The 24,968-nt window shown below is 50.2% G+C and carries 21 protein-coding genes and 1 other annotated feature; of the genes, 5 read left to right on the top strand and 16 right to left on the bottom strand.

The window, feature by feature from the left end:
• Positions 1 to 45: 45 nt before the first annotated feature.
• Both BLW29_RS08485 and BLW29_RS08480 read right to left on the bottom strand, forming a co-directional pair.
• Positions 46 to 783 (bottom strand): hypothetical protein, encoded by a 738-nt coding sequence (locus tag BLW29_RS08485; RefSeq protein ID WP_090978199.1) that lies wholly within the window; start codon positions 781 to 783, stop codon positions 46 to 48.
• A gap of 130 nt (positions 784 to 913) precedes the next feature.
• Positions 914 to 2,776: a sensor domain-containing diguanylate cyclase gene (locus BLW29_RS08480; RefSeq protein ID WP_256208451.1), complete on the bottom strand. Its 1,863-nt coding sequence runs from the start codon at positions 2,774 to 2,776 to the stop codon at positions 914 to 916.
• Positions 2,777 to 3,161: 385 nt separating this feature from the next.
• Here BLW29_RS08480 and rpsD point away from each other — a divergent pair, with 385 nt between their 5' ends.
• Positions 3,162 to 3,761 (top strand): 30S ribosomal protein S4, encoded by a 600-nt coding sequence (gene rpsD / locus BLW29_RS08475; RefSeq protein ID WP_090978197.1) that lies wholly within the window; start codon positions 3,162 to 3,164, stop codon positions 3,759 to 3,761.
• A gap of 43 nt (positions 3,762 to 3,804) precedes the next feature.
• Here rpsD and BLW29_RS08470 read toward each other — a convergent pair whose 3' ends face one another.
• The 3 genes from BLW29_RS08470 to tyrS all read right to left on the bottom strand — a co-directional run bounded on the left by BLW29_RS08470 (position 3,805) and on the right by tyrS (position 7,329).
• Positions 3,805 to 5,346, bottom strand: coding sequence for a flotillin family protein (locus BLW29_RS08470; protein WP_177186553.1), 1,542 nt, complete (start codon positions 5,344 to 5,346; stop codon positions 3,805 to 3,807).
• 29 nt (positions 5,347 to 5,375) lie between these two features.
• On the bottom strand, positions 5,376 to 5,903 hold the full coding sequence (locus tag BLW29_RS08465) for an NfeD family membrane protein (protein WP_090978193.1): 528 nt from the start codon (positions 5,901 to 5,903) through the stop codon (positions 5,376 to 5,378).
• Positions 5,904 to 6,075: 172 nt separating this feature from the next.
• Entirely contained in the window at positions 6,076 to 7,329 is a 1,254-nt protein-coding gene (gene tyrS, locus BLW29_RS08460; protein WP_177186552.1) for a tyrosine--tRNA ligase, read from the bottom strand.
• Between the two features lie 47 nt (positions 7,330 to 7,376).
• Positions 7,377 to 7,669: a binding site (T-box leader), on the bottom strand.
• A gap of 161 nt (positions 7,670 to 7,830) precedes the next feature.
• On the opposite strand from tyrS, the gene BLW29_RS08455 reads away from it, so the two are divergent.
• Positions 7,831 to 10,962 carry a transglycosylase domain-containing protein gene (locus tag BLW29_RS08455; RefSeq protein ID WP_090978189.1) on the top strand — a complete coding sequence of 1,044 codons (3,132 nt, stop codon included), beginning with the start codon at positions 7,831 to 7,833 and terminating at the stop codon, positions 10,960 to 10,962.
• Between the two features lie 60 nt (positions 10,963 to 11,022).
• On the opposite strand, the gene acsA is transcribed toward BLW29_RS08455, so the two are convergent.
• Entirely contained in the window at positions 11,023 to 12,747 is a 1,725-nt protein-coding gene (gene acsA, locus BLW29_RS08450) for an acetate--CoA ligase (protein ID WP_090978187.1), read from the bottom strand.
• 177 nt (positions 12,748 to 12,924) lie between these two features.
• Here acsA and BLW29_RS08445 point away from each other — a divergent pair, with 177 nt between their 5' ends.
• Complete coding sequence (locus BLW29_RS08445; RefSeq protein ID WP_090978185.1) at positions 12,925 to 13,557, top strand: GNAT family N-acetyltransferase; 633 nt, start codon at positions 12,925 to 12,927, stop codon at positions 13,555 to 13,557.
• 2 nt (positions 13,558 to 13,559) lie between these two features.
• Complete coding sequence (locus BLW29_RS08440) at positions 13,560 to 14,777, top strand: acetoin utilization protein AcuC (protein ID WP_371264693.1); 1,218 nt, start codon at positions 13,560 to 13,562, stop codon at positions 14,775 to 14,777.
• Between the two features lie 78 nt (positions 14,778 to 14,855).
• On the opposite strand, the gene BLW29_RS08435 is transcribed toward BLW29_RS08440, so the two are convergent.
• The 5 genes from BLW29_RS08435 to BLW29_RS08415 all read right to left on the bottom strand — a co-directional run bounded on the left by BLW29_RS08435 (position 14,856) and on the right by BLW29_RS08415 (position 17,980).
• Positions 14,856 to 15,560: a 5'-methylthioadenosine/adenosylhomocysteine nucleosidase gene (locus BLW29_RS08435; RefSeq protein WP_090978183.1), complete on the bottom strand. Its 705-nt coding sequence runs from the start codon at positions 15,558 to 15,560 to the stop codon at positions 14,856 to 14,858.
• Positions 15,560 to 16,564 (bottom strand): catabolite control protein A, encoded by a 1,005-nt coding sequence (gene ccpA / locus BLW29_RS08430; RefSeq protein ID WP_090978181.1) that lies wholly within the window; start codon positions 16,562 to 16,564, stop codon positions 15,560 to 15,562. The genes BLW29_RS08435 and ccpA overlap by 1 nt, the downstream gene beginning before the upstream one ends.
• A 71-nt stretch (positions 16,565 to 16,635) precedes the next feature.
• Positions 16,636 to 16,992: a bacillithiol system redox-active protein YtxJ gene (ytxJ, locus tag BLW29_RS08425; RefSeq protein WP_090978179.1), complete on the bottom strand. Its 357-nt coding sequence runs from the start codon at positions 16,990 to 16,992 to the stop codon at positions 16,636 to 16,638.
• Positions 16,993 to 17,005: 13 nt separating this feature from the next.
• Positions 17,006 to 17,431, bottom strand: coding sequence for a hypothetical protein (locus BLW29_RS08420; RefSeq protein WP_090978177.1), 426 nt, complete (start codon positions 17,429 to 17,431; stop codon positions 17,006 to 17,008).
• A gap of 126 nt (positions 17,432 to 17,557) precedes the next feature.
• Entirely contained in the window at positions 17,558 to 17,980 is a 423-nt protein-coding gene (locus tag BLW29_RS08415) for a VanZ family protein (protein WP_090978175.1), read from the bottom strand.
• 92 nt (positions 17,981 to 18,072) lie between these two features.
• Between BLW29_RS08415 and BLW29_RS08410 the strand changes: the two genes are divergently transcribed.
• Positions 18,073 to 18,597 (top strand): type 1 glutamine amidotransferase domain-containing protein, encoded by a 525-nt coding sequence (locus BLW29_RS08410; RefSeq protein WP_090978173.1) that lies wholly within the window; start codon positions 18,073 to 18,075, stop codon positions 18,595 to 18,597.
• Positions 18,598 to 18,701: 104 nt separating this feature from the next.
• Here BLW29_RS08410 and ptsP read toward each other — a convergent pair whose 3' ends face one another.
• From ptsP to BLW29_RS08385, 5 genes are all read right to left on the bottom strand, one after another.
• Positions 18,702 to 20,465, bottom strand: a complete 1,764-nt coding sequence (gene ptsP, locus BLW29_RS08405) for a phosphoenolpyruvate--protein phosphotransferase (protein ID WP_090978171.1) — start codon at positions 20,463 to 20,465, stop codon at positions 18,702 to 18,704.
• Positions 20,462 to 22,345, bottom strand: coding sequence for a glucose PTS transporter subunit IIA (locus BLW29_RS08400; protein WP_090978169.1), 1,884 nt, complete (start codon positions 22,343 to 22,345; stop codon positions 20,462 to 20,464). Before BLW29_RS08400 ends, ptsP begins: the two co-directional genes overlap by 4 nt.
• Positions 22,346 to 22,480: 135 nt before the next feature.
• Complete coding sequence (locus tag BLW29_RS08395) at positions 22,481 to 22,918, bottom strand: CoA-binding protein (protein WP_090978167.1); 438 nt, start codon at positions 22,916 to 22,918, stop codon at positions 22,481 to 22,483.
• Positions 22,919 to 22,971: 53 nt separating this feature from the next.
• Positions 22,972 to 24,264 (bottom strand): 3-phosphoshikimate 1-carboxyvinyltransferase, encoded by a 1,293-nt coding sequence (gene aroA / locus BLW29_RS08390; RefSeq protein ID WP_090978165.1) that lies wholly within the window; start codon positions 24,262 to 24,264, stop codon positions 22,972 to 22,974.
• A gap of 29 nt (positions 24,265 to 24,293) precedes the next feature.
• Entirely contained in the window at positions 24,294 to 24,821 is a 528-nt protein-coding gene (locus BLW29_RS08385) for a shikimate kinase (protein WP_256208448.1), read from the bottom strand.
• Between the last annotated feature and the right edge of the window lie 147 nt (positions 24,822 to 24,968).

Below are 24,968 nucleotides of genomic sequence, written 5' to 3'. Positions count from 1 at the left end.
AATTCATTACCTATCCTACCATTTTTCAAGCGCCGATGCACGAAGCTACAATTGTCCGCCTCCTAGCCGCGTAAAGACAATCTTGGTCACTCGCAGCTCCTTCCGATCCTGCCCTTCCGCTTTGTACTGCAGCGTCGTTTTCTCCTCTAGTTGAATTGGCAGCAGCTTCTTGCGGTCGATGATCATTCGACAGCTGGATTGCACGCGAAGCGTGGACAGCATCGCTTCGAGCTGTGCTTTGGAACGGCTAAGCTCCTCATTCCACTCTCTTTCAAGCGAACCGACAGATCCTGATGCACGTTTGCTCTGCATCTTATTCTTGGATGAAGAAGCCGCAGGCACTTTCTTCTCAAGGACGCTAAATTCATCTCGAAGTGTTTGTACCCATGTCGCTTTCGCTTTCGCCTCGTTAGAAGTAATGCGTAATACCGCAGTTCGATTTCCGGACTCTGAGGGTACTAATTCCGTAGACTGAGCACTGTTTTCCACCTCTCTGAGATACTCAAGGGGATGAATCGAGCCGCCAAGCGAATTCGGATTGGTTGCTTTCACCAACACATTGTTATGATTCTCAACCGTTCCTTGAAACGACATCGCCTTTATCGGAGATACGCCGGTAAGACCGATACCCGTATCCCCTCTAAAAGCATACTGGTCAACGCCTGACAAGCCTGATACGGATAAGGAAAGCAGCTCTCCCGGCGATTTATTGTCTACTGCTGAATTGCAGCCGATTACCGTAAGCATGATTACACAACAGGTCGACCATTTCAATACGTTCATGCGATTCGCCTCCAGCCCATCCGTTCTGCCTATCTCGCTTATCGTCTGTTGCATCGCTTGTCTTTATGTAACGAAACAACAAAAAAACGGCTGCCCTTAAAGCTGCCGCCGTTTCATTCATAAACCACTGCTATCCGATCACGATGCGATTACGCCCATTCTTCTTCGCCTCATACAGCGCCATATCTGCCCGATTAAATAGGGATTCGACGCTGATTTTCTCTTCCTCGAAGGTCCACTCCGATAATCCGCAGGATACGGTCACCTTCGGCTCTGTATGCTCTTCCACCGTATTGCGGATACGCTCTGCGATTCGGTAAGCTTGCATCGATCTGATTTGCGGCAAATATACGGCAAGCTCCTCCCCGCCCCATCTTGCAGCAATATCGCTGTCACGAATACAGGAGCGAATCACTTCACTTACGATAACGAGAATGCTGTCTCCAACGAGATGCCCGTAAGTGTCGTTCACTTTCTTGAAATGATCGATATCCACCAAGACGAGCGACCCGCAAGGGTCTTTCCGCTGGCGAGATTGAATCTGCTCATTCAAATAATTTCGGGCGTACAGCCCGGTTAAGTTATCCGTAATGACCATCCGTCTCACTTCGGCATGCAAGGATGCATTCGAAATCGCCAGACCGATGTGGGTCGTCAGCACCTGCAGCAGCTTGTAGTTCTCGTAAGAGAAATAGTTAGCGCTCTTGTCCGAAACCATGATCACACCAAATAGCTCTGGACCGGACATAACCGGTGCGGCAATTAGCGATCTGGAACCTGTTTCGTCCATTAGTTTGGAATCTACCACTCGCGTGGCCAAGTAGTCCGAGATGATAAGCGGCTCTTTGGTGCTATGGATTATTCCGCAGAAGCCGTAATCTGTGGAACACTTCTCTCCGACCGCATTTGGCAAATTGCTCGCTGCAATTTGAAAATTCGGGTTTTCCGTTGTCAATTGAATCAGATGGCAGTAATCGGCTTTGAAAATATGGAGCAGCTCCGTCATCGCATAATCGAATACTTCGTTGAGACGAAGCGATTGATTAAGTCGTTTCGCTAATTCATTAATGAGCTGCAATTCGCTGATTAACAAATTGGATTGCTCGAAGAGCTTGGCATTCTCAAAAGCGGAGCCTGCCGTATCTGCAAGCATGACAAGCGCTCGAATCTCGGCATCTTCCCAATGCGCAGTTGCCATCACTAAGCTAAGAACACCGTAAACGGCTTGTTTGCCGCTCATTGGGATCGCTACTCTCGTACTGTTCTCCTCAGAGTTCACAATCGGCTGCCCGGAAAGAAACGATCTGGCATAAATATCTTCCGTGCTATGCCTAAGCATAAGCGGTTTGACCCGCGGATCGTTATTGACATGGTCTTGCGATAAATACAAATTCACATCTGCAAGCGGATACAGCTCAGCCATATCCTGCAGCAACACCTGAAGCACCATCGAAACGTCGTTTTGATCATGCAGCCTCTTCGCCACATTAAACATCGTATCTTGATGCCTGGCTTCCTTTTCGCTTAGCTTCTGCCTGTTATGCAAATCCCGAACGACCCTGACATCGAAACGGTGGTAGAACATTTGACGGATCAATAGCGCGGTCGTCTGCAGCAGAGATTGAACCTCTTCACTGCTTTCACCTCTAATGAGCACTAAACTAGCAATACGCTGCGGCTCAATCGAACGATCAAGTAACGGAACCTCAATTCGATTCGAAACGGCCGCTGCTCCAGACACTTGCCCATATTGTGCAATAACTTGTCCGGCAGCACTAAATAATGCAAGCTCATACTGAAGCAAAGGCGATTTCATTGCCTGTGCTTCCTCCAACCAGAGTTGGAAGCTTTCCTTGAATAGGGAGATGATTGTTGAATCGCTGCTATCATGGATATCACCTGAAGGAAAGGATGATATAGGCTGCTGCGTATTCAAGCGAATGTCGGCCATATTGTTTGCATTCTTCACCCAATCGGAATTGATGGATTTCACCGCAGCATCACCTCATTCCATATTCGATTTCCATGTTGAAATTTGTCTCTACTATTCTACAACTATACTTGATTCATTATTGAAATGCACGACTTTTGGCACTAGATAAATAGGTCCTGCGATACAGCTATTATTCATGGTGCGATTCTTGAAATTCCCTAGCGCTTTTCTAATCCAATTTACTTGACATTCGCCGCTCAACTTATATAATATTTATAGTTGAATACATGGGAACGGTTTTGTGTCACCCTCAAGAGACTGTCGCTAACAGGTCTGCGGCTGAACATACCTGTTAGGACTTCATTGTTTACACAATGCAGCGTAGACAGCACTCGGCGAAACACCCATTTCAAACATCCCATTTGAAGAAGGAGTTTTACGACACATGTCAAGATATACAGGTCCTAAATTTAAACTTAGCCGTCGCCTCGGCATTTCCCTGAGCGGTACAGGTAAAGAATTGAAACGCGCATTCCCACCAGGCCAACACGGTCCAGGTCAACGCAAGAAAATGAGCGGATACGGTATTCAATTGCAAGAAAAACAAAAGCTTCGTCACATGTACGGAATGAACGAAAAACAATTCCGCAACTTGTTTGACAAAGCTTCGAAACAAAAAGGTATTGCCGGTGAAAACTTCATGGCGCTTCTTGAGAGCCGTCTGGACAACCTGGTTTACCGTCTTGGTTTCGCGAACTCCCGTGCAGGAGCTCGTCAGCTTGTATCCCACGGTCACGTAACTGTAAACGGTAAGAAAGTCGATATCGCTTCTTACACAGTTTCGCTTGGCGATGTTATCGGTCTTCGCGAGCGCAGCCGTACAATGAAATCCATCAAAGAAGCTTTGGCAGGACGTAACTTCCTACCGAACTACCTTGAGTTCAACGAAGGCGCTGTTGAAGGTAAATTCCTTCGTCTTCCTGAGCGCGCTGAACTTCCACAAGAGATCGACGAGAAACAAATCGTCGAGTTCTACAGCCGTTAATAAATCGAGCGGTCCGACTAGTCGGACCGCTCTTTTTTTGTGCCTATTCGCTCGGTTTGGACAATTTAGCCGCTACTTCTTGGACAAGTGCTTCAGGCAGGGATGAGACTGCTGCTGCTCCTGCATCAGAAGCTAGCTGTGATTTGTTAGTTAAGCCTCTCACGAAGGCATTCAGATCGATCCCCGAGACACTCTTAAGCATTTCCGGCGCTGTTGCCATCAAGGAGGTAACGTAGTTGCTTAATCGTGCCGCGCCTTCTCCATGTCCCGTATCCACGATCGTCAGCTTGTCGATGGCACGAATCGGATCGGCCACTTTACCGGCCAGCTCAGGGAGCATCTTCACAATGATATCGAGAACGGCCGCTTCGCCGAAGAGTTCGAACGCTCTGGCCAGCTTCTCTTTCGCTTCCGCTTCTGCCAAACCGCGGAGACGGATAACCTCAGCTTCCGCAGTACCCTTGGCACGCTCGGCATCCGCTATAGCCATACCTTCAAGCCGCTTCTGCTCGGCGTTTGCTCGCGCTTCGGCCTCGATCTTGTACTGCGCAGCATCTGCTTCACGCATACGCTTCGATTTGTCCGCCTCAGCGGCTTGCTCTACGGCATAACGATCCGCATCCGCCTTCTTCTTCACTTCCGCATCGTACTGTTTCTCACGACGCAGTATTTCTTTGCCTTCAATATCAATCTCGCGTTCTTTACGAACGATTTCAACCTGCATTTGTTCTTCAACCACTTGCTGTTTCGCTTTCGCTTCTTGAATGGCGTAAGCTTGGTCAGCTTCCGCTTTAGCGGAATCCTGCTCTTTCTTGAATGAAGCTACTTTAAGCTCCTTCGCTTTGGACGCTTCCGCGATGTTCGTATCTCGAAGCAGCTCGGCCTTCTGTCCTTCTTCTTCCGCTTTCGCCTTCTGAATCCGCGAATCCCGAACGGCTTCCGCTTCTGCAATGTCTGCATCTCGTTTCACGGCCGCGATACGCGGTTTACCTAGTGCGTCCAAATAGCCATGCTTGTCGCGAACGTCCTTGATCGTGAACGATACGATTTGCAGTCCCATTTTCTTCAAATCCAGCGCTGCGATTCCTTGTACCTCCTGTGCGAATTTATCACGATTCCGGTACACTTCTTCCACGGTCATCGAGCCCAGAATGGCACGAAGATGGCCTTCCAATACTTCTTGCGCCTCGCCTTTCAGCGATTCTGTCGGTTTGCCGAGAAACTGCTCAGCTGCTGTTGCAACATCTTCTACTGTTCCGCCGATCTTAATGATGGCAACACCATCGCAGATGACCGGAACACCTTGCTCCGTATAAACTTCAGGCGTCGATACGTCCAGTTTATGAGAGAGAAGCGAGAGGAAATCTGCTTTTTGGAATACTGGGAGGATGAATGCTCCGCCGCCGCGTACGATCTTAATCCGGCGACCGGTCTCGTCAATAGCCGCGTTGCGGCCACCAAGGAATGTACCGGTAACAATCATCGCTTTATCTGGACCAACGGTCCTGTAACGCGCCCAGAATGCAAGACCAAGTACGATGAGAACACCAACAACGACTGCAGGAATGACTAAATAATCTGGAATCAAGCAAAAATCCCCTCTCGGTTGTAAGGTTAAAGCTCCAATAATGAAACAACTAACGAATGACCTTCAACATTAATGACTACGACGCGTGAACCATTCGGGATCAAGACGCCATCATGACTCGAGGCAATATGACTCGTAAGGCCGGCCCCTACTCGAATCAATACTTCCCCATACCCTATCGCCGGAATCGGAACGGAAACTTCCCCAATCGCACCTGTAAGCTCCTTCATCGAATAGCCGGTCGAATTCTCAGTTTTCTGCATTGGGCGTACATAGAAGTAATACACCCCAATAGCAGCCGCAACCGCACAGATAATCGATAACAGCAGTACGATTGCCGTGTTCATCTCAGTATGTCTATCCAGAAGCAGGCCGGAGCCGCCGAATACCGTAATACCGCCAACGATCGCCATCGGCTGCAAGATCGGATGCCCATCCAATGACAGAAAATCAAGCATCCCGTCCAGCGAAGCGCTAAGCCAATCTCCAAGAACGACACTTACAATCGCGAATAGAATGCCTCCAACCAGGCAGCCTAAGAATAAACTCTCCAAAGCACTCCCCCCTTCATTTATAAATTAAACCATATTCTAGTAGAACATCCGGTATTTATTACGCAGGTTCTTTACATAAGTTTCGATGGACAACGACAATACGGACAAGCCTTGTCGAAATATAACAAAAGCTCACCTGGAATCATATCGCCAGATGAGCTTTTATTATTTGTTATTCCAGCACAATTTTAACGATTTTACGTTTGCCAACTTGCACGATGTCGCCGGACTCCGGTGTAATGACGGCCGTCCATTCTTCAATCTTGACCTCATTGATACGTACGGCGCCTTGCTGAACGCTCCGCTTCGCCTCACTGGAAGAAGTCTGCAGACCAAGCGCCGTAAGCAGCCTGAAGATGCTGATTGACCCATCTTCCAGTATACCTCTTGAAAGCTGTACCTCTTCAATGTCAGTAGGGAGAGCACGTTTCTGGAATACGGTAATAAAATGCTGCTCTGCTGCCTCCGCCGCTTCTTCGCCATGGTACATTCGGACAAGCGTGCGACCAAGCCTCATCTTCGCATCTCGTGGATGCATACTGCCGTTCCCGAGACCAACTCGCAGCGCCTCCAGATCGTCAGCGGCCATATCTGTTACAAGCTCATAGTACTTGATCATAAGCTCATCCGGAATCGACATCGATTTCCCGTATATTTGATTCGGCTCCTCATCAATCCCGATGTAGTTGCCAAGGCTCTTACTCATTTTGTTCACGCCGTCCAAGCCTTCCAGAAGCGGTGTCATAATGGCGACCTGTGCGCTCTTGCCATATTCCCTCTGCAGTGTGCGACCCATAAGCAAATTGAACTTCTGATCCGTTCCCCCCAGCTCAACATCGCTTTCCAGCGCGACGGAGTCATAACCTTGCATTAATGGGTAGAAAAACTCGTGAATGCTGATCGGCTGACCGGATTGGTAGCGTTTCGTAAAATCATCGCGCTCGAGCATACGTGCAACCGTTACTTTCGCCGACAACGTCACCACATCTGCAAAATGCAGCGGACTGAGCCACTCCGAGTTGTAGTACACGGTGGTTTGCGCCGGATCAAGCAGCTTAAAAATTTGCTTCTTATACGTCTCGGCATTGCGCTTAACGTCTTCTTCCGTCAATTGCTTACGCGTCTCGGATTTCCCGGTTGGATCCCCGATTCTTCCGGTGAAATCACCGATAATAAGCTGCACCGTATGTCCAAGCTGTTGAAACTGTCTTAGCTTGTGAAGCACAACCGTATGTCCGATGTGAATATCCGGTGCCGAAGGATCAAGCCCAAGCTTTACTTTCAGCGGCGTGTTTGTCGCGACAGCGCCAACTACCTTCGCTTTCAATTCATCCTCCGGTACGATTTCAACGACACCGCGGCGAATGACATTCATTTGTCTTTCGACTTCCTGCTGCTGTTCAGCCGTAAGTTGTTCCCATTTCACCATTACAATCGACTCCCTCCGCGAAATAACAAAAAACCCTTCTGTCCTCAAGGGACGAGAAGGATTTGCTCGCGGTACCACCCTCGTTAGAGCCTGGCGGCGCCGACGGTCAGTTGGACTGACGCGGACGCCAAGCTGGCGGCTCTCACTTCATTTCATAACGGATTCTATCCGGAAACAGACTACTGGCAGGGCTACTCTAATCGTACTCAAGTAGACCTCGTTCGTCCGATCAGCTCGAGGCGGTAATTCAAACTGCAGCGCGTACCGGTTCACACCACCCACCGGCTCTCTGAAATCGTCGATCAGCAGCTCTACTGATGCCTGTCAACACGTTTCAATATGAACTTTTCTTGTTCTAGGTTATATCATATACGTTTAGGAAAAGTCAACGGGAATCCGTTTTGTCTTTAAGTTTAGACAAAAACGAGATCTCCCCTGCAAACCCTATGGCGATTTATGCTATAATAGCACTGTTAATCGGAGGAGGCTAATCATTTTATGAATCAAGACCGTCAACAGAAAACAAAAGGATACAGCAAATGGCGGACTTTTGGAATCGTGACGCTCGTAACCTTCAAATGGCTATTCATTTTCGGATTATTAATCGGATTGTTTGCCGGAGCGACTGTCGCAGGTTACGTCGCATCCTTCGTCAAGGATGAACCCGTACGCCCTCGCACTGATATTGAAGCCAAAATTAATGAGAACGCCATAACCGGTTTTGTCTATTTCAATGATGGACAAACACCTGTCGGACAATTGCGCACACAAGAGGATCGGCGGCTTATAAAGCGAGCTGACATCCCTCCGCAAGTCGTAAATGCCGTCCTTGCTACAGAGGACAACAATTTCTACAAACATATCGGCGTCGATTTCAATGGACTTGCACGCGCCGTCAAGCAGAAAGTACTTAACGAAGAAACACAGACAGGCGGAAGTACGCTAACGCAGCAGCTTGCCCGCCAAGTGTTTCTCACCTTGGACAAGACAGACAGTCGTAAAGCCAAAGAGATTTTCCTCTCCTTGCGGCTGGAACGTTTTATGACGAAGGATGAAATTTTGACGGCTTACCTGAACAAGGTACAGTTTGGTACGGGAAACAGCGGCTATAATCTATACGGAATTAAAGCGGCAGCTAAAGGGATCTTCAACATTACGGACCTCACTCAGCTGAATACCGCACAATCTGCTTATCTGGCAGGATTGCCGCAGCGACCGTCGGCCTATACGGCCTTCACCAGCAAAGGCAAATTCAACGAGTCCGGCTTCGCCCTTTCGATCGACCGTCAGCACATGGTGCTTAAGCGGATGCTTGAAACAGCTCGAATCAGCGCGGAACAATACGATGAAGCAATGGCTTTCGATATTAAGGCCTCCCTTGCTAAGCCTACGGAGAAAGCGTACTCCACGTTCCCGTACTTGATGCTTGAGGCAGAACGTCAGGGAGCAGAGATTTTGCTAATGCAGGAGAACCCTAACCTGACCATTACAGATGTCCGCAAGAAAGAGAATGCGCCGTTGATTGAAGAAGCGCGGGAGCGCCTGCTGCGCGGTGGATATCACATCTACACGACAATCGACAAGCGCGTATATAATGCCATACATAAAGTAGGCACCAACCCAGAGAACTTCGACCCGGACAGCGAAGAGAAAGGCATGGAGCAAACGGCAGCCGTCATGCTCGATCATAAGACCGGCGCTATCCTCGGAATGCTGGAAGGACGCGACTTCTACACCGAGCAGATGAACCATGCCACTCAGATGACAAGACAGCCCGGTTCTACGATGAAGCCGATTGCCGCTTACTTGCCAGCCATCGAGAAAGGCTTGATTCAACCGGCCAGCGTGCTGGATGATGCGCCGATGGTGCTAAAGGATGGACAGAAAGGCTTCCACATCCCGATGAACTTCAATAAGAAGTTCTATGGTCTTGTTACTGCTCGTGAAGCGCTCAATCGCTCCTTGAACCTACCGGCTCTTAAGCTGTTCAACCAAGTGGTGACCATTCCGGAAGCTTGGAAATTCGCCAGGAAGCTCGGAATTACTTCGCTTAAACCGGAAGATGAATATGCGCAAACCGGTGTAATCGGCGGTCTGAGCATTGGTGTATCTGTTGAGGAGCTCACGAATGCATACGGTGCAATCGCGAATGACGGCGTCTTTAACGATGCTTACATGATTAGCAAAATCACCGATGCCAATGGCGATATCGTCTATAAGCATGAAGCGAAGCCGCTTCGGGTTTTCTCGCAGCAGACCGCTTTCCTCATGACGGATATGCTAAAAACCGTCATTTCAGATCCGAACGGATCCGGCCATGCGGTAGCATCGAAGTTTAAGAATTACGGTAAAATCCCGGTCGTCGGTAAAACAGGCTCCACGCAAAGCTATGGCGATGTTTGGTTCGAGGGCTACACCCCGGATATCACGCTTGGCGTGTGGGTCGGGTATGAGAAACAAGCTTACTCTTTATCGAAAGACGGAAGAAATCACGCGAAGAACATCTGGTCGCTGATTATGAACGAAGTGACGGATGAACGGCCTGAGCTATTCCCTACCAAGCAGTTCAGCATGCCTTCGGGAATTGTGAAATCAACGGTATCCAGCGTCAGCGGTAAGCTCCCTACAGAGCTTACACGGAGCAATGGCAAGCTGGTAACCGATTGGTTCAACAGCAAATTCCTTCCGAAGGAAGCCGATGACGCGCTTGTCAAAATGGCCGTTATCTCGTTCAACGGGGTCAACTACATCCCGCAGCCTTCAACACCTGCGGATATGATCAAGGAACTCACGGTCGTCAAACGCGAGAAACCACTAGATGTACTCATGCAGGAAATTGAAGCTGCACAAGCTAAGCTTCCTGAAGAAAGCCGCAGACCGATGTCTATGTACTTGCCGCCGGATGCCGGGCAGGATGCCCCTTCAATCGTCGATCCACGCGTGGAAGACGGTAAGGCCCCTTCTGCTCCATCTAATGTGCGTCTCGAAACCGTGAGCAAGACGAATGCATACCGTATCGTATTTGCTCCGGCACCTGAGAAAGATATCGTCGGTTACCGGTTATACCGCGCTATTAATGACGGGCCTTTCACTCACACAGGCAGCCCGGTGATGACAGGCCAGGAAAGTCGTTTCGTCAATTATGTCAGCGGTTCGGCAACATTCAGCTATTACGTCACTTCCGTTGATGTCGCGGGAAGAGAATCTGCTCCAAGCATCATCGTAGCGTCCGGCAGCGGCAGCAATCCGCTTCCGCCTACTCCGGATTTCCCGGATCAAGGTGACGTTCAAGGTACAGGTGATGATACCGGTGGCATATTGCTTCCTGATCCGGGGACTTCAACCGGCGGCGAGAGCGGCCTTGCCGCTCCGGCCGTCCCGATGAATGTGAAGCTTGAAAGCACCGATATCGGAATTAAACTCACCTGGTCAGATAATGCCGCTTCCGAGCAAGTGCTGCAGTACAATGTCTATTACAGCACGACAGAGAATGGCAGATATCGCAAAATCGGCTCAACGGAAGAGTCCAGATTCGAATACGTTTCTCCTATGACCACCGGCTACTTCCAAGTCAGTGCGGTCAATGAGACCGGCGAATCCAGCGCCTCCACACCGGTCGGAATCAAATAATGAAAGAAGCCGCCAAGCGCATCATCCGATGCACTTGGCGGCTTTTGTTTATTGAACGCGTTAGTCTTCAATGGTTGACAGGTCGCCTGTCGGGAGATTGAGCTCCCACGCCTTCAGTACGCGGCGCATAATCTTACCGCTGCGTGTCTTCGGCAGTTTGTCTTTGAATTCGATTTCGCGTGGCGCTGCATGAGCGGACAAGCCTTCTTTGACAAACTTCGCGATATCCGCCTTCAGTTCATCTGAGGCTGTATAGCCTTCACGAAGAGCAACGAATGCTTTAATGATTTCGCCGCGCATCGGATCCGGCTTACCAATGACGCCTGCTTCGGCAACAGCCGGATGCTCAACTAGCTTACTCTCTACCTCGAATGGCCCTACTCGCTCACCTGCTGTATTGATAACATCATCAATACGACCTTGGAACCAGAAGTAGCCGTCTTCGTCTTGATATGCGGAGTCACCGGAAATGTACCAGCCTTCAAGGCGGAAATATTCTTCGTACTTCGCCGGGTTATTCCACACCTTGCGCATCATAGACGGCCAAGGCGTACGAATCGCAAGGTTACCCATCCGGTAAGGCGGGAGCTCGTTGCCGCTGTCATCGATAATGGCAGCTTGAACGCCCGGAATCGGTTTACCCATGGAGCCTGGTTTAATATCCATGCTCGGATAGTTGCAGATCAGCTGTGCGCCGGTTTCAGTCATCCACCACGTATCGTGGATACGCTGGTTGTAGACTTTAAGTCCCCAGCGAACAACCTCCGGATTAAGCGGCTCGCCGACACTAAGAACATGACGCAGGCTGGAGAGGTCGAATTTCTGAACGACGTCGTCCCCTGCACCCATGAGCATGCGGAATGCCGTTGGAGCGCTGTACCATACGGTAACGCCGTATTTCTGAATCGTGGAGTACCAGTCCTGCGGGCTGAAACGTCCACCGCGAATAACATTCGCTGCACCGTTAAGCCAAGGTGCGAAGATGCCGTAAGAGGTTCCTGTTACCCAGCCCGGATCGGCTGTGCACCAGTACACATCGTCAGGTTGCAGATCAAGTACAACTTTACCTGTGAAATAGTGCTGAATCATCGCATTATGAACATGGAAAATACCTTTAGGTTTGCCCGTGGAGCCCGATGTATAGTGAAGCAGAAGGCCGTCTTCACGATCAAGCCATTCCAACTCAGCTTCATCTGCTGCCTTCGCCATCTCTTCTTTAAAATCAACAATGCCTTCTGCTGCTTCGACGCCGTCACCGTATACGATGACATGCTTCAAATCCGGCAATTCGCTGCGCGGAATTCGCGAGAGCAATGCTGGTGTCGTCACGATTGCGGTTGCACCGCTGTCAAGCAAACGGTCTCTGACGGCTGTTTCCATAAACGCTTCGAACAATGGGCCGACAACCGCACCGACTTTAAGGGAGCCAAGAAGACTGAAATATAACTCGGGCGTACGCGGCATGAAAATAAATACCCGTTCGCCTTTCCCGATTCCGAGTCCGCGAAGCACATTGGCAAAACGGTTCGACTGACGGGACAGCTCTTGGAACGTATACGATTCGTCTCTCGTATTATCGCTATAGTAGAGAGCGACTTTGTCGCCTCGTCCCGCTGCTACATGACGATCGATCGCTTCATAGGCCATATTAACCTTGCCCGTCTCAGACCATGAAAACTGTTGTTCAAGCTGTTCAAAACTAAAGTTACCATATGTTTCATCATAGCTTGTCATGTTGGAGCCGGATGCCGTAGCCGGAATCCGTTCTTGATGCATATTAGTCATTCTTTCATCATCCTCCTGCCCATTGTGCAACATTTTCTAGCGAGGTCGGCCTCCGTAACGGCTCCCTCTATGGAATACGCTTACATATTATAGCACGCTGAGCCTTGTTCAACCATGCTTTTCAACCCGTCATTTTTTTGTTATAAGTAGAATAGCACGCGAAAGGAGCCCACATCATTGGAACATCGCAAAAGGATGCAAGCGCAGCAATTGCCTTATCAGGATCGAGAAATCGTCGTGGAAGGTCCCTTGCCCGCAGATGCGCTGAAACGGCTTAAGCTTCATCCGCAATTGGATGCATTTCGCAGACCGGAAGAACAAATGAAAGCACTCATTGAAATAGCTGAACTGCCGGAAGGACGGATTATTGCCGCTCGCGATGGCGAAATGATTGTCGGATATGTCACTTTCCACTATCCGGATGAGCTGGAACGATGGTCCGAAGGCGGAATGATTGATCTCGTCGAGCTTGGTGCGGTGGAAGTTTCCGATGATTATCGTTCGCTTGGACTTGGCAAACGTATGATTCGGCTCGCATTCTCGCAAGAACAACTAGAGAACGTTATCGTGTATACGACAGAATATTATTGGCATTGGGATCTGGAGGGCACGAAGCTGAGTGTCTGGGAATACCGTGCCATGATGGAGAAGCTGATGAAATCCGTCGACATGGAGTGGGTAGCGACCGATGACCCTGAAATTTGCGCCCATCCTGCGAATTGTTTAATGGTCCGAATCGGTAAGGAAGTACCTATCAGTTCCATCGAGCAATTCGACCGTGTCCGGTTCAGGCAGCGGTTTATGTATTAGTGATGCTGCAGCAAGCGGCGGAAAGGAAGATCGGACGCATCATGGCGGATAAAGCCGTATACATACATCATCCCGAGGCAGGACGGTATAAATTCAATAAAGACCACCCGTTCGACCCGATTCGCTTAACTCTGACACATGAATTATTAGAATCAGTCAACGCGATTCAAGCCTCGCATTGCATCGATTCTCAGACAGCATCAGACGAGCTTCTGGCGCTTGTTCACCGCTCAGACTATATTGACGCCGTACGTGAGCTAAGCCGCGTTACACCGGCTCCTAAAGCCGTCAAACAAGCGTCCCAGTATGGATTGGACTCGGAGGACACGCCTTTCTTTCCGGGCATGCATGAAGCTGCTGCGGCAATCGTAGGCGGCTCCGTCCTTGCTGCCGACCTTGTGATGCGAGGAGAAGCCGATCACGCCTATCATATGGCCGGCGGGCTTCATCATGCTTTTCCTGAGCGGGGATCGGGCTTCTGCGTCTATAACGATGCAGCGATCGCAATCGCCCATATCCGCAAGCAGTATGGCGCGCGCGTCTTATATATCGATACGGACGTCCATCATGGCGACGGCGTGCAATGGACGTTCTATGCCGATCCCGATGTGTGTACCTATTCCATCCATGAGACAGGGAAGTTTCTCTTCCCCGGCACCGGCTTCGTCCACGAACGGGGCATCGATGCAGGCTACGGAACGAGCGTTAACGTTCCCGTTGATCCTTATACGGAAGACGAGTCTTGGCTTGCTTGCTTTAGTGAAACCGTTGCCAAAGTCGCTGAGGTGTTCAAACCGGATGTCATCGTCAGCCAGCATGGCTGCGATGCTCATGCCTACGACCCCCTCTCCCACATTCACTGCAGCATGCGCATCTACCAAGCCATGCCCGCCATTATCCATCAATTAGCGCATACCTATGCGGCCGGTCGTTGGATTGCAATCGGAGGCGGCGGCTATGACCTCTGGCGCGTCGTTCCACGGGCGTGGGCGTTAGTATGGCTGGAAATGTCCGATCACCCGCTGGCCGCCCTCCTGCGAGATTCTGACGCGAATGAGCCCCTTCCTGCGGAGTGGCTAAACAAATGGAGTCCGCATAGCAGCGATCCATTGCCTACCCATTGGCTGGACCACTTAACGGATTGGCAGGCCATGCCTCGCAGACAAGAAATCGAAGCACGCAATAAAGCGACCATAGCGATTGCGTTATCGCAGTTATAACCAAAAAGGCAGTTCCACGTGACGTCCCCTTGCGTACAGGGGGACATCATGCGGAACTGCCTTTATTTAAACTACGATTTACATGTGTTGAATCATTTCGTCAATAATGCGGTGCGAATTAACCGAAGCTTGTACCGTAAATTCTGCAAAATTCACATGTGCAGAACCATCTGCTTTGTCGGACATGGAACGGATGACAACAAACGGAATGTTATTCATCACGCACACCTGTGCTAGTGAAGCACCTTCCATCTCCGTACAGGCGCCGCCAAGTTCTTCGTGCATCTTCTGCACTTCAGCACGATCGGCAATAAATTGATCACCGGAGAGTACTTTGCCTTTCACGCTGCGTCCTGGGAATAGTGACTCGCAAGCATCGTTTGCAAGCTCTACAAGGTCAGCGGCGGCTTGAAATTCCCATACATCTTGGAAAGGAATTTGACCGCGAGCAAATCCGAGCGGTGTAACATCCATATCATGCTGCAAGCATGATGTCGAAACGACAATATCCCCGACATTCAAGCTAGGCTCCACAGCACCTGCAACGCCTGTGAATAATACGCAATCAACACCTGCATCGATAAGCAGTTGTGTACATACAGCGGCATTCACTTTACCTACGCCGGATTTGCAGAACACGACTTGTCGGCCGTGCAGCGTACCCTCTACGTATTCAATTCCTGCCTTCACAAACGAGTTTGTCTTCTCGACATGTTTATGCAGCAGATCAATTTCTTCTACCATGGCACCCATGATGCCGATTCTGTTATACGAAGCTGTCATTATTTACTCCCTACCGACTGACGGTTCACAATTTCGTGCGGAAGCACCACTCTAGGGTTCTCAACGGCTTCCTTCTTCATTAGTTTCGTCAGCAAGCGCATCGAAACGGCGCCGATGTCATACATCGGTTGAGCGACAGCAGTAAGCTGCGGTCTAACCATGGACGCCATACGGCTGTTATCCACGCTGATGACCGAGATTTGATCCGGCACTTTAAGTCCGGCGTCTTGGATGCAGTGAATCGCACCGATTGCCATTTCGTCCGTAGCGGAGAATACGGCCGTCGGAATGGTTTCGAGCTCCAAGAAATATTTCATCGCATCTACACCGGATTCATAGCGATAGTTGCCGATTCGTACAAGTGTTTCATCGTAAGGCAGACCCGCTGTTTCCAGCGCACGTTTGTAGCCTTGGAAACGGGCATAGCCGTTCGATGGATCCTGCAGCGTACCGCAAATCATCGCAATGCGAGTATGGCCGTTCTTAATGAGCTTTTGAACCGCATCAAACGCAGCGCCTTCGTGATCGATATCAACCGAAGGAATCGTACCGTTCTCATCCGTCGTTGCACAGAGCACGATCGGCACATTAGCTGTCTTGAACGCCTGCAAATGCTCGTCCGTTACAGCGCCGCCCATGAACAGCAAACCATCCACCTGCTTCTCAAGCAAGGTGTTGATGACGCGAATCTCTTTATCTTTCTTCTTATCGGCATTACACAAAATAATATTGTAGTGATACATATTAGCAATATCCTCGATGCCCCGCGCTACTTCAGCAAAGATGGCATTCGAGATATCCGGAATAACTACGCCTACGGTCGTTGTTTTCTTGCTTGCCAGGCCGCGCGCTACAGCATTTGGACGATAGCCAAGACGTTCGATGGCTTCAAATACTTTCTTCCGGGTCTGAGGCTTGACGTTTGGATTGTTATTGACAACCCGCGACACTGTCGCCATGGAAACGCCTGCTTCTCTTGCTACATCATAAATGGTTACCGTCACAGTCCTTCTCTCCATTAGTTCAAATTTTTATCTCGCGCCGCATTACTTTACCGTAATGATACGACAAAATATTACTTTTCGCAATGAGTACCGAGATGCTCGTCTAATGTTGAGTAGGTAATGCGCCAGTGAGATGCATGCCAGGACACCTTGCCGTTGATCACTAATATAAGCTGTGGTGACTCGTGTTTGAGGGTAAGTTTCTCTGAAATGAGGGTTGAAAGCGGACGATTGTCCGGCACTAAAACCATCACAGGTCGGAGTGAAAGCGTTATCGCATCTTCCAACCAGTTAGCTACTTCGTCATAAGCACCGCTGCTGATCGAGCAGCTAGTACTATGTTTAAAGACCAGCAAAGGCTGTTGGAAAGAACCGCTGTACGCTTCTTCCCACTGCGCTTCGGTTGTCATCGGAGGGGGCAGCTTCATTCCCTCACTCCCTTCAGGTTCGGCTTCCGTACTGCAGCATGCTGCGACTCAATTGAGCCAGCCGCTTATGTATTTCAGCAGTCCAAGCTTCGTCGCCTGCAGCTTGCGCCACAGCAAACAAATCCAGAAGCATATCGATCCTCTCTTCGGTCATGCGCCGCATGATAGCCAGATCGGTCAGCTTACGCTCGTGATAAGCCTCTACTAACAAATTTGCCCATTCATTCCATTCGTTAAACAGAAACGTCTGTTTTACGGGATGAGCGCCCAGTTTGCCGATTAAACCGGTCAAATCCGGCTTCACTTCCGGAAACACTTCGCTGCGATTGCACGACTTGCAGGAGTAGATGGGAACATTATCGATTTCAACCTTATTCGAATAAATAACGGTACGCAGCTTCATTGGCATGTCGTCGCCGCAAGAACAGCGCTTTTGCAAAGTGGTCCACTCCTTCTCTTAAACAGCAGCAACACCTTAAAGAGTTCAATAGGTGCTGCTCGACGTTAAAGATATTCGACCATTCGCGAAAAAAGTCCTGCTTCTACGCGAGTTGTAATTTTTGCATCATTCGGATAACGCAACCAGTCTGCGCCACAGCTTATTGACAAATGAAAGCGCTACGATGACGACGGCAAGCGCAGCGCCGATCCCGTCATGTTGGATGTCCGCAAGATCAGGCGTTCTTCCGGACACAAACGATTGATGATATTCATCCGTTACCCCATACAGCACACATAGGAGAACGATCAGCACTTTGAAACTCCACCGTTCTGCCCTCCGGGCAAATCCGTAACTAAAGGTTAACGCTAGTACAAAATAGGCGATAAAATGTCCCCAATCGAAACTGGTCATCTGCGGAAACAGCTCCTGGAACCAAGGGAGAAACGTATTCAACTCATCGTTCGTTCGTGAAGAAAGCATAAAAATGGTTGACATAATAATTACTGCCGGGAGGAAGCGAAGCCATCCCTTCGTCGTTTGCTTCATACTATCACCTTCGTTACAATGGATAAGAGCTTGATGAATCTAGAATCTAGTAATCGTACTACCAATACGTAACTGCCAGAGGAGGAAAACAGATGTCCTTGCAAGGAAAAACAATTATTTGCCTGCTCGACGACGAGTTCGAGGATTTGGAGCTATGGTACCCCGTTTACCGTGTCCGTGAGGAAGGTGCAACCGTCCTGTTCGCAGGTCCCGAGAAAGGCCGCACTCATATTGGAAAATACGGCGTTCCGGCCACGGCTGATCTGTCCTTCGACGAAGTCGACGGCAGCAAGATCGATGGCCTGCTAGTGCCCGGAGGCTGGGCACCGGACAAGCTCCGCCGCTACCCGAAGGTGCTGCAGCTGGTGCAAGAAATGGATGCGGCGCAGAAACCGATCGGTCAGATTTGCCATGCCGGCTGGGTGCTGATCTCCGCGAAGATCCTGCAAGGCCGCAAAGTAACATCCACGCCGGGCATTCGCGATGACATGGAGAATGCAGGCGCGACATGGATTGATGAGCCGGTAGTTGTAGACGGCCACATCGTGTCGTCACGTCGTCCGCCGGATCTGCCGCCTTACGCGAAAGCATTCGTGGACGCGCTTCGCGGCAGCTAATTCATATGCGGCAGAAGAACGGACGCGCTTAGCATCCGCAAAGCTATTAAAACGCAGAGGAAGGGCGGCAACCCAAGGGTTGCCGCCCTTCTCTACGTTCAAGCTTACACTTCCTTCGTTACGGATGATCGTTCGCGCGAAGCAGCAATTGGCGCATCCTGTGAAACCGCAAGCAGCTCATGAATTTCATCGCTTGTTCTGCAGCGGAGCAACTGCTCGAACAAATCGCGGCATTCCTGCTGCTTCAGGGAAAGCAGCCGCTCCTTAACAGGCAATATGGCATGTGCGGACATGCTCAGCTCATCGACATCAAGTGCGAGCCAGATCGGCAGCGCATGGAGATCGCCGGCCATTTCGCCGCAGACGCCTACATGAATGCCTGCGCGTTTGGCCGCTTCGATGGTAAGCTTCAGCATGCGCAGAACCGCAGGATGATACGGCTCATAAAGATGAGAAATTTGCTCGTTCATCCGATCGACGGCGAGCGTGAATTGCACCAGATCGTTCGTACCGATGCTGAAGAAATCGACTTCCTCGGCGAGAATATCCGCGATGAGTACGGCAGCTGGCAGCTCAATCATAATACCGACTTCGATATTGTCCGCATAGCCGACCTCTTCTGCCTTTAGTTCCGCTTTGCACTCTTCCAGCAGCGCATTTGCAGCTCTCACCTCTTCAACAGAAGAGATAAGCGGGTACATGATCTTCACGTTTCCGTAGTGACTCGCCCGAAGAATCGCTCTTAATTGTGTTTTGAACAAATCCTTCTTATCGAGACAAATCCGAATGGCCCGATACCCCAGAAACGGATTGCTCTCTTCCGGCAATTCGAAATAATCCAGCTGCTTGTCGCCGCCGATGTCCAGCGTCCGAATGATTAGAGGCTTCTGATCCAGCTTCTCTGCTACCGAACGATACACCTCGTACTGCTCTTCTTCCTTCGGAAGACGGTTGCGGTCCATATATAGAAACTCCGTCCGAAATAGCCCTACGCCATTTGTTCCGCTGCTTAATGCGACATCGAGCTCCTTCAGAGAGCTGATATTGGCACTAAGCTCGAATTCCTTCCCATCCTGCGTGACCGGTTTGACGCTGACAATCCGTTTGAGCTGCTGCTTCTTCTCCCGCTGACGAAGCTGCATGCCTGTATAATGATCGACTAACGATTCCTCTGGATGCATATGAACGATGCCGAGGTCTCCATCGATAATGAGCAAGTCACCTGTTTGGATCGTCTCTTCCAGCTTAGATTCAATACCGACAACGAGCGGAACGCCAAGCGCCCTAGCCATAATGGACGAATGGGAGGTCGTGCTTCCTGCCAGCGTTGCGATGCCAAGCACGTGATTCGGGTTCAAATGGGCAAGCTGCGACGGCGAGAGTTCTCTGGCGATAAGCAGGAACGGCTGCGTATCGGAAGGCAGCGTAATCTCTGGTGCGCCAAGCAAATGCTTGAGCAGACGGTTGCCTACGTCCTTGATATCCAGCGCGCGTTCTTTCATATATTCATCATCCAATAGATCGAACATCGTCACAAAATGGTCAATGGCCTCTTTCACTGCCACTTCCGCAGCTTTATATTGACGCTGAATGATGCCCTGAATCTCATTCATAAAGACCGGGTCATCCAATATCGCTAAATGGGCATCGAAGATGCTCGTTTCCTCTGGTCCGACAACCTCACGCAGTTCATCCTTCAAATGCTCGATTTCGACCTTCGAGGTGCGAATGCCTTCGTATAACCGGTCAAACTCGCGCGCCAGATCAGCGACATCGATTTTTTGTTCCGGCAAATCCCATTCCCAGTTCGGCAGTACGAACGCTTTGCCGATTGCAATGCCGGATGATGCTCCAATTCCTTGAATCACGCTGTTTCCCCTCCACCGCTTCTCTCTTTTAGCACAACTGACATGACGGAAGCTTGACCCTTTTTAACCCCTTTAAACGGAGCAAAGCTCCAAGAACTGACCAATTCGGAGTTCGTAATGACCATTGGCGTAGCGAGCGACTTGCTCCCTTTGCGAATCTTCTGCATGTCAAAGGTAATGAGCAATTGGCCCGGTTTCACTTGATCCCCTTCTTGGACTACAGCATGGAAGCCGTGTCCTTTCATCTGGGAGGTATCAATGCCAATGTGCAGCAGCACCTCAAGCCCTTCCGCCGTGCGAATGCCTATGGCATGCATCGATGGATACACATGAATGATCTTCCCCTGTACCGGCGAGACAAGCTCGCCTTTATCCGGCATGAACGCTACACCATCTCCAACAAGCTTCCCAGCAAAAATCGGATCCGGTACTTCGGAGAGCGGCATCATCCGCCCTTGAACAGGTGAACAAAACAGAACCCTAGATATATCCCTTCGTATCGCCTTGTCCATTTCCTCCCGTATGAGCTCGGAATAGGTACCGAATACGATCTGAACATTGCCCCCGCCAAGCCGAATGACGCCTGCTGCGCCTAAATGCTTGAGCGCGTTGTTGTCAACCAGCTTATCGCTGGAGACCTTCAACCGCAGACGCGTAATACAAGCTTCCATTTGCACGATGTTTTCTTTGCCGCCGATGGCTTGTAGGATAAGCGGTGCACGATAGGGGATGTCCCCTGCCCACTCATCGAGCTGCGAACCTTCTTCCCGCCCAGGGGTTGGAATTTGGAAGCGCTGAATCGCCCAGCGGAATAAGAAATAATAGAGCAAGCCGAACAGAATTCCGATCGGGATGAGCAGCCAGCCCCTAGTGGCCAAATGCTCATTAATGAGGAAGTCGATCGCTCCTGCTGAGAACGAGAAACCGTGTCTTATACCAAGCTCATATGTAACCCACATCATCGCGCCTGAGAGAAGCGCATGGACAACGAATAGATAAGGCGCTACAAACAGAAACGCGAACTCAATCGGCTCCGTCACACCGGTTAGAAACGAAGCAAGCGCCGCAGTAGTAAACGTTTTGCGTATCTTTGGTTTCAAATCCTCACGCGCCTCATGAATAATCGCAAACGCGATCGCGGGCAGCGCAAACATCATCGTCGGATACAAGCCGGCCATAAATCCGCCTGCTGTAGGATCCCCTGCGAAGAAACGAGGCAAATCCCCGAAAACCACTGAACCATCGGGCGTGCTATAGCCCCCAACCTGAAACCAGAATACATGGCTGACCAGATGATGCAGCCCGAATACGACCAGAATACGAAGGACGAAACCGAACAGAAACACGCCGAAGCCGCCGCCGGAATCGATAATTTCACCAAGCTCGATTAAACCGTTATGAATATAAGGCGCGATCTGCACCATGACGATGGCCCATAGGGTTGAGAACACGCTCACAATGAGCGGAATAAACCGCGGCCCGCCAAAGAATTGGATATATTCCGGAAACTTAATGGACTTGAATCGTTCGTTTAAGATGCTGGTCACGATCCCGATTATGACACCTGTAAATACGGTCGGTTCCAGCTCATAATGACTTGCATTGATAATGCTGGTATAAATAAACATGCCGGCAATGGCGGCCAATCCTGCCGTGCCTGCATTGCTCGTCATCCCCATCGCGATGCCAAATGCAAATAAATAGGGCAGAAACGTAAACAGCGTATCCCCTGCGGTTTGCAGATGCGTATGGATGCTGGGCAGTCCCATCGCTTCCCATGGCAATGCACTCAAACTTAGGAATATGGCTGCGCCCGGCAGCACGATCGTCGGAAGCATGAATGAACGGCCAAGCTGCTGCAGATGCCCCATAATGTTCATAGGTTCCCCCCTCTCTTGAATACGACATTTCCCAAAAACCTCTACTCCTGATCGTAAGGGTTGCAACCGCCTTTGTCAAAATAAAACGGCAGACCCTATGGTCCGCCGCTTGATTCGATATTGAGTCGTACTCTTCTATCCTTTGGACTTCCCATGCGGCAGCAAAATGGAGTCTTCCACTTTGATGCAGCGGTCCATAATGACCTGCAAACCGCCGCGCTCGGCAATTTCCGCCGTTTCCTCGTTAGAAATGCCCAGCTGCAGCCATAACGTCTTCGCCCCGATTGCAACTGCTTCTTCCGCCACAGGAGGTGTATGCTCGCTGCGACGGAAGACGTTTACGACGTCTACCGGAAACGGAATATCTTTCAGCGAAGCGTAATTCTTCTCGCCGAGAATCGTGTCACCGGCTGCCGGGTTAACGGGAATGATGCGGTAGCCTTTCGCTTGCATCGCTTCCGAAACCATATGCGAGGTACGGTCCGGTTTGTCCGACAATCCAACAACCGCGATAACCGAGCTTGCTTCGAGAATGGACTTGATTTCATCTCTTGAAGGATTAGTATGGGCCATGTAAATACCTTCCCTTCTATTATTTCATTGCCTTAGCTTAGACTGCCAATTTCCTACTCAATCCATTCGACATTCGCGCCGAGTGCCTTCAAATGATCGAAGAAGATCGGGTAGGACTTTGCTACATGATGGGCGTCACGGATACGAAGCGGCTGCTTGGCACGAAGACCAACGACCGTAAGAGCCATAATAACGCGGTGATCGTAATGCGCGTTGATTTCTACGCCGCCTTCTACGCCTTCCGGACGACCGTGAACGATAATCTCGCTCTGGCGCTCTTCCACGTTCGCTCCTGCTTTACGAAGCTCGTTCAAGTAATCGGTGATGCGGTCGCATTCTTTATAGCGCAGGTTCTCAACATCGTAGAAACGAGAAGTGCCCTCCGCGAATACCGCTGCAGCAACCATGGCGAGTACGGCATCCGTCGCTTTATCGCCATCAAACTCAATGGCTTTCAGCTTGCCGTTCCCTTGTACATGAACGATTCCGTTCTCGTGCGTAAGCGGTACTTCCATCATACGCAGTACGTCAACGATGGCGCGTTCGCCTTGCTTGCTGTTCTCTTCCAAGCGATGCAGAATCACATCGGATTGCGTAACTGCTGCAGCTGCAAGAACAGCGGCAGAACCCGGGTAGTCGCCTTGCACGATGTATTTCTTCGCTTCATAACGTTGACCGCCTGCAATGCGGTAATGCATCAGATCTTCGCTTGCTTCAATGACGATGCCTGCTTGCGCAAGAACTTCAAGGGTTTGTCCCACAACAACCTTGGATTTAAGGTCATGCAGCACTTCGATCTCACTGTCTTCCTCTAGCAGCGGCGTCAAGAACAGCAATGCGCTAAGGAACTGCGAGCTCACATTGCCGGATACTTGAATTTTGCCGCCTTTGGCTGCGCCGCCGCGAATCGTGATCGGCAGTCTTCCATTATTATGTTGAACGTCCACTCCGATTTGGCCAAGCGCGTCGATTAAATCATCATGCGGACGTTTGCCGAGTGAATCTGGGTACCGGTTAATGAACGTAACATCAGGTGCAAGAGCAGTAATGGCCATGAGGAAACGAAGTACAGCCCCTGCATTGCCAACATCAAGCTCTTTCACGTCCTTGGGATTGCGACCAAAGCCTGTAATCGTCATTTTCTCGTCATCTTCTTCAATAATTGCGCCAAGATCGCGAATACAGCGGCGCATAGCATCACTGTCTTCACTATGTGCAGGATAATAAATGGTGCTGGTACCTTCTGCAAGTGCAGCAACAAGCAGGTAACGCGTCGTGTAGTTCTTCGAAGAAAGCGCTTGAAGCTCGCCTTGCAGCTTCGGTGTTGGGGTTACGAGTACATCCATCTTTAGTCGGTCTCCTTTATATGTAAGTGCTAGAAACGCATCTTGATGCCGTGCTCAATCTGCTCTACGACTTGCCTCACGCTGAGATTCGACGTATCAATCGTCAAATGTGCAAACGCATACGCATCCTTCCGGTCTTCAAGCAATCTATATACGCGTTCACGCACATCGCCTTGAAGCAGCGGACGCGCGGAATCTTCACTCACACGGGCAATGATGTGTTCAGGGTCCGCCGTTAAAGCAACCACGAAGCTATCTTCAAGCATCATCGAACGATTGCGCTCCGACAAAACAGCCCCTCCGCCAGTCGCAATCACTAGAGGCTCCGAGCTTCCCAGTACCTCTGCGAGTGCAGCCGTCTCGGCAAGCCGAAAGTCCACCTCGCCTCGCGCTGCGAAAATGTCTGCAATGGTCTGTCCTTCTCGACGAACGATCTCGACGTCAATGTCAGCCGTTCCGCATTTCAGAAGCTCTGCCAGCTGCTTGCTGACCGTTGATTTGCCGGTTCCCATAAAACCGATGAGAACGACATGATGAAGCCCTTTTTCCTTATCCAATGAAAAAACACCATCCCAACCTGTACGTTAACAAAAAACATTTTCCAGTGATTATATCATTATTACAGAATAACGGGTATAAAAAATTGGTTTCTTCCGTAGAGTTGATAGTACTGATGCCCACAAATCCATAAAGGAGTGACCTCG

Source organism: Paenibacillus sp. CF384 (genome assembly GCF_900106745.1).
Taxonomy (GTDB): domain Bacteria; phylum Bacillota; class Bacilli; order Paenibacillales; family Paenibacillaceae; genus Paenibacillus_Z.
The sequence above is the reverse complement of the archived record's forward strand: the minus strand, read 5'-3'. Positions and strand labels throughout refer to the sequence as shown.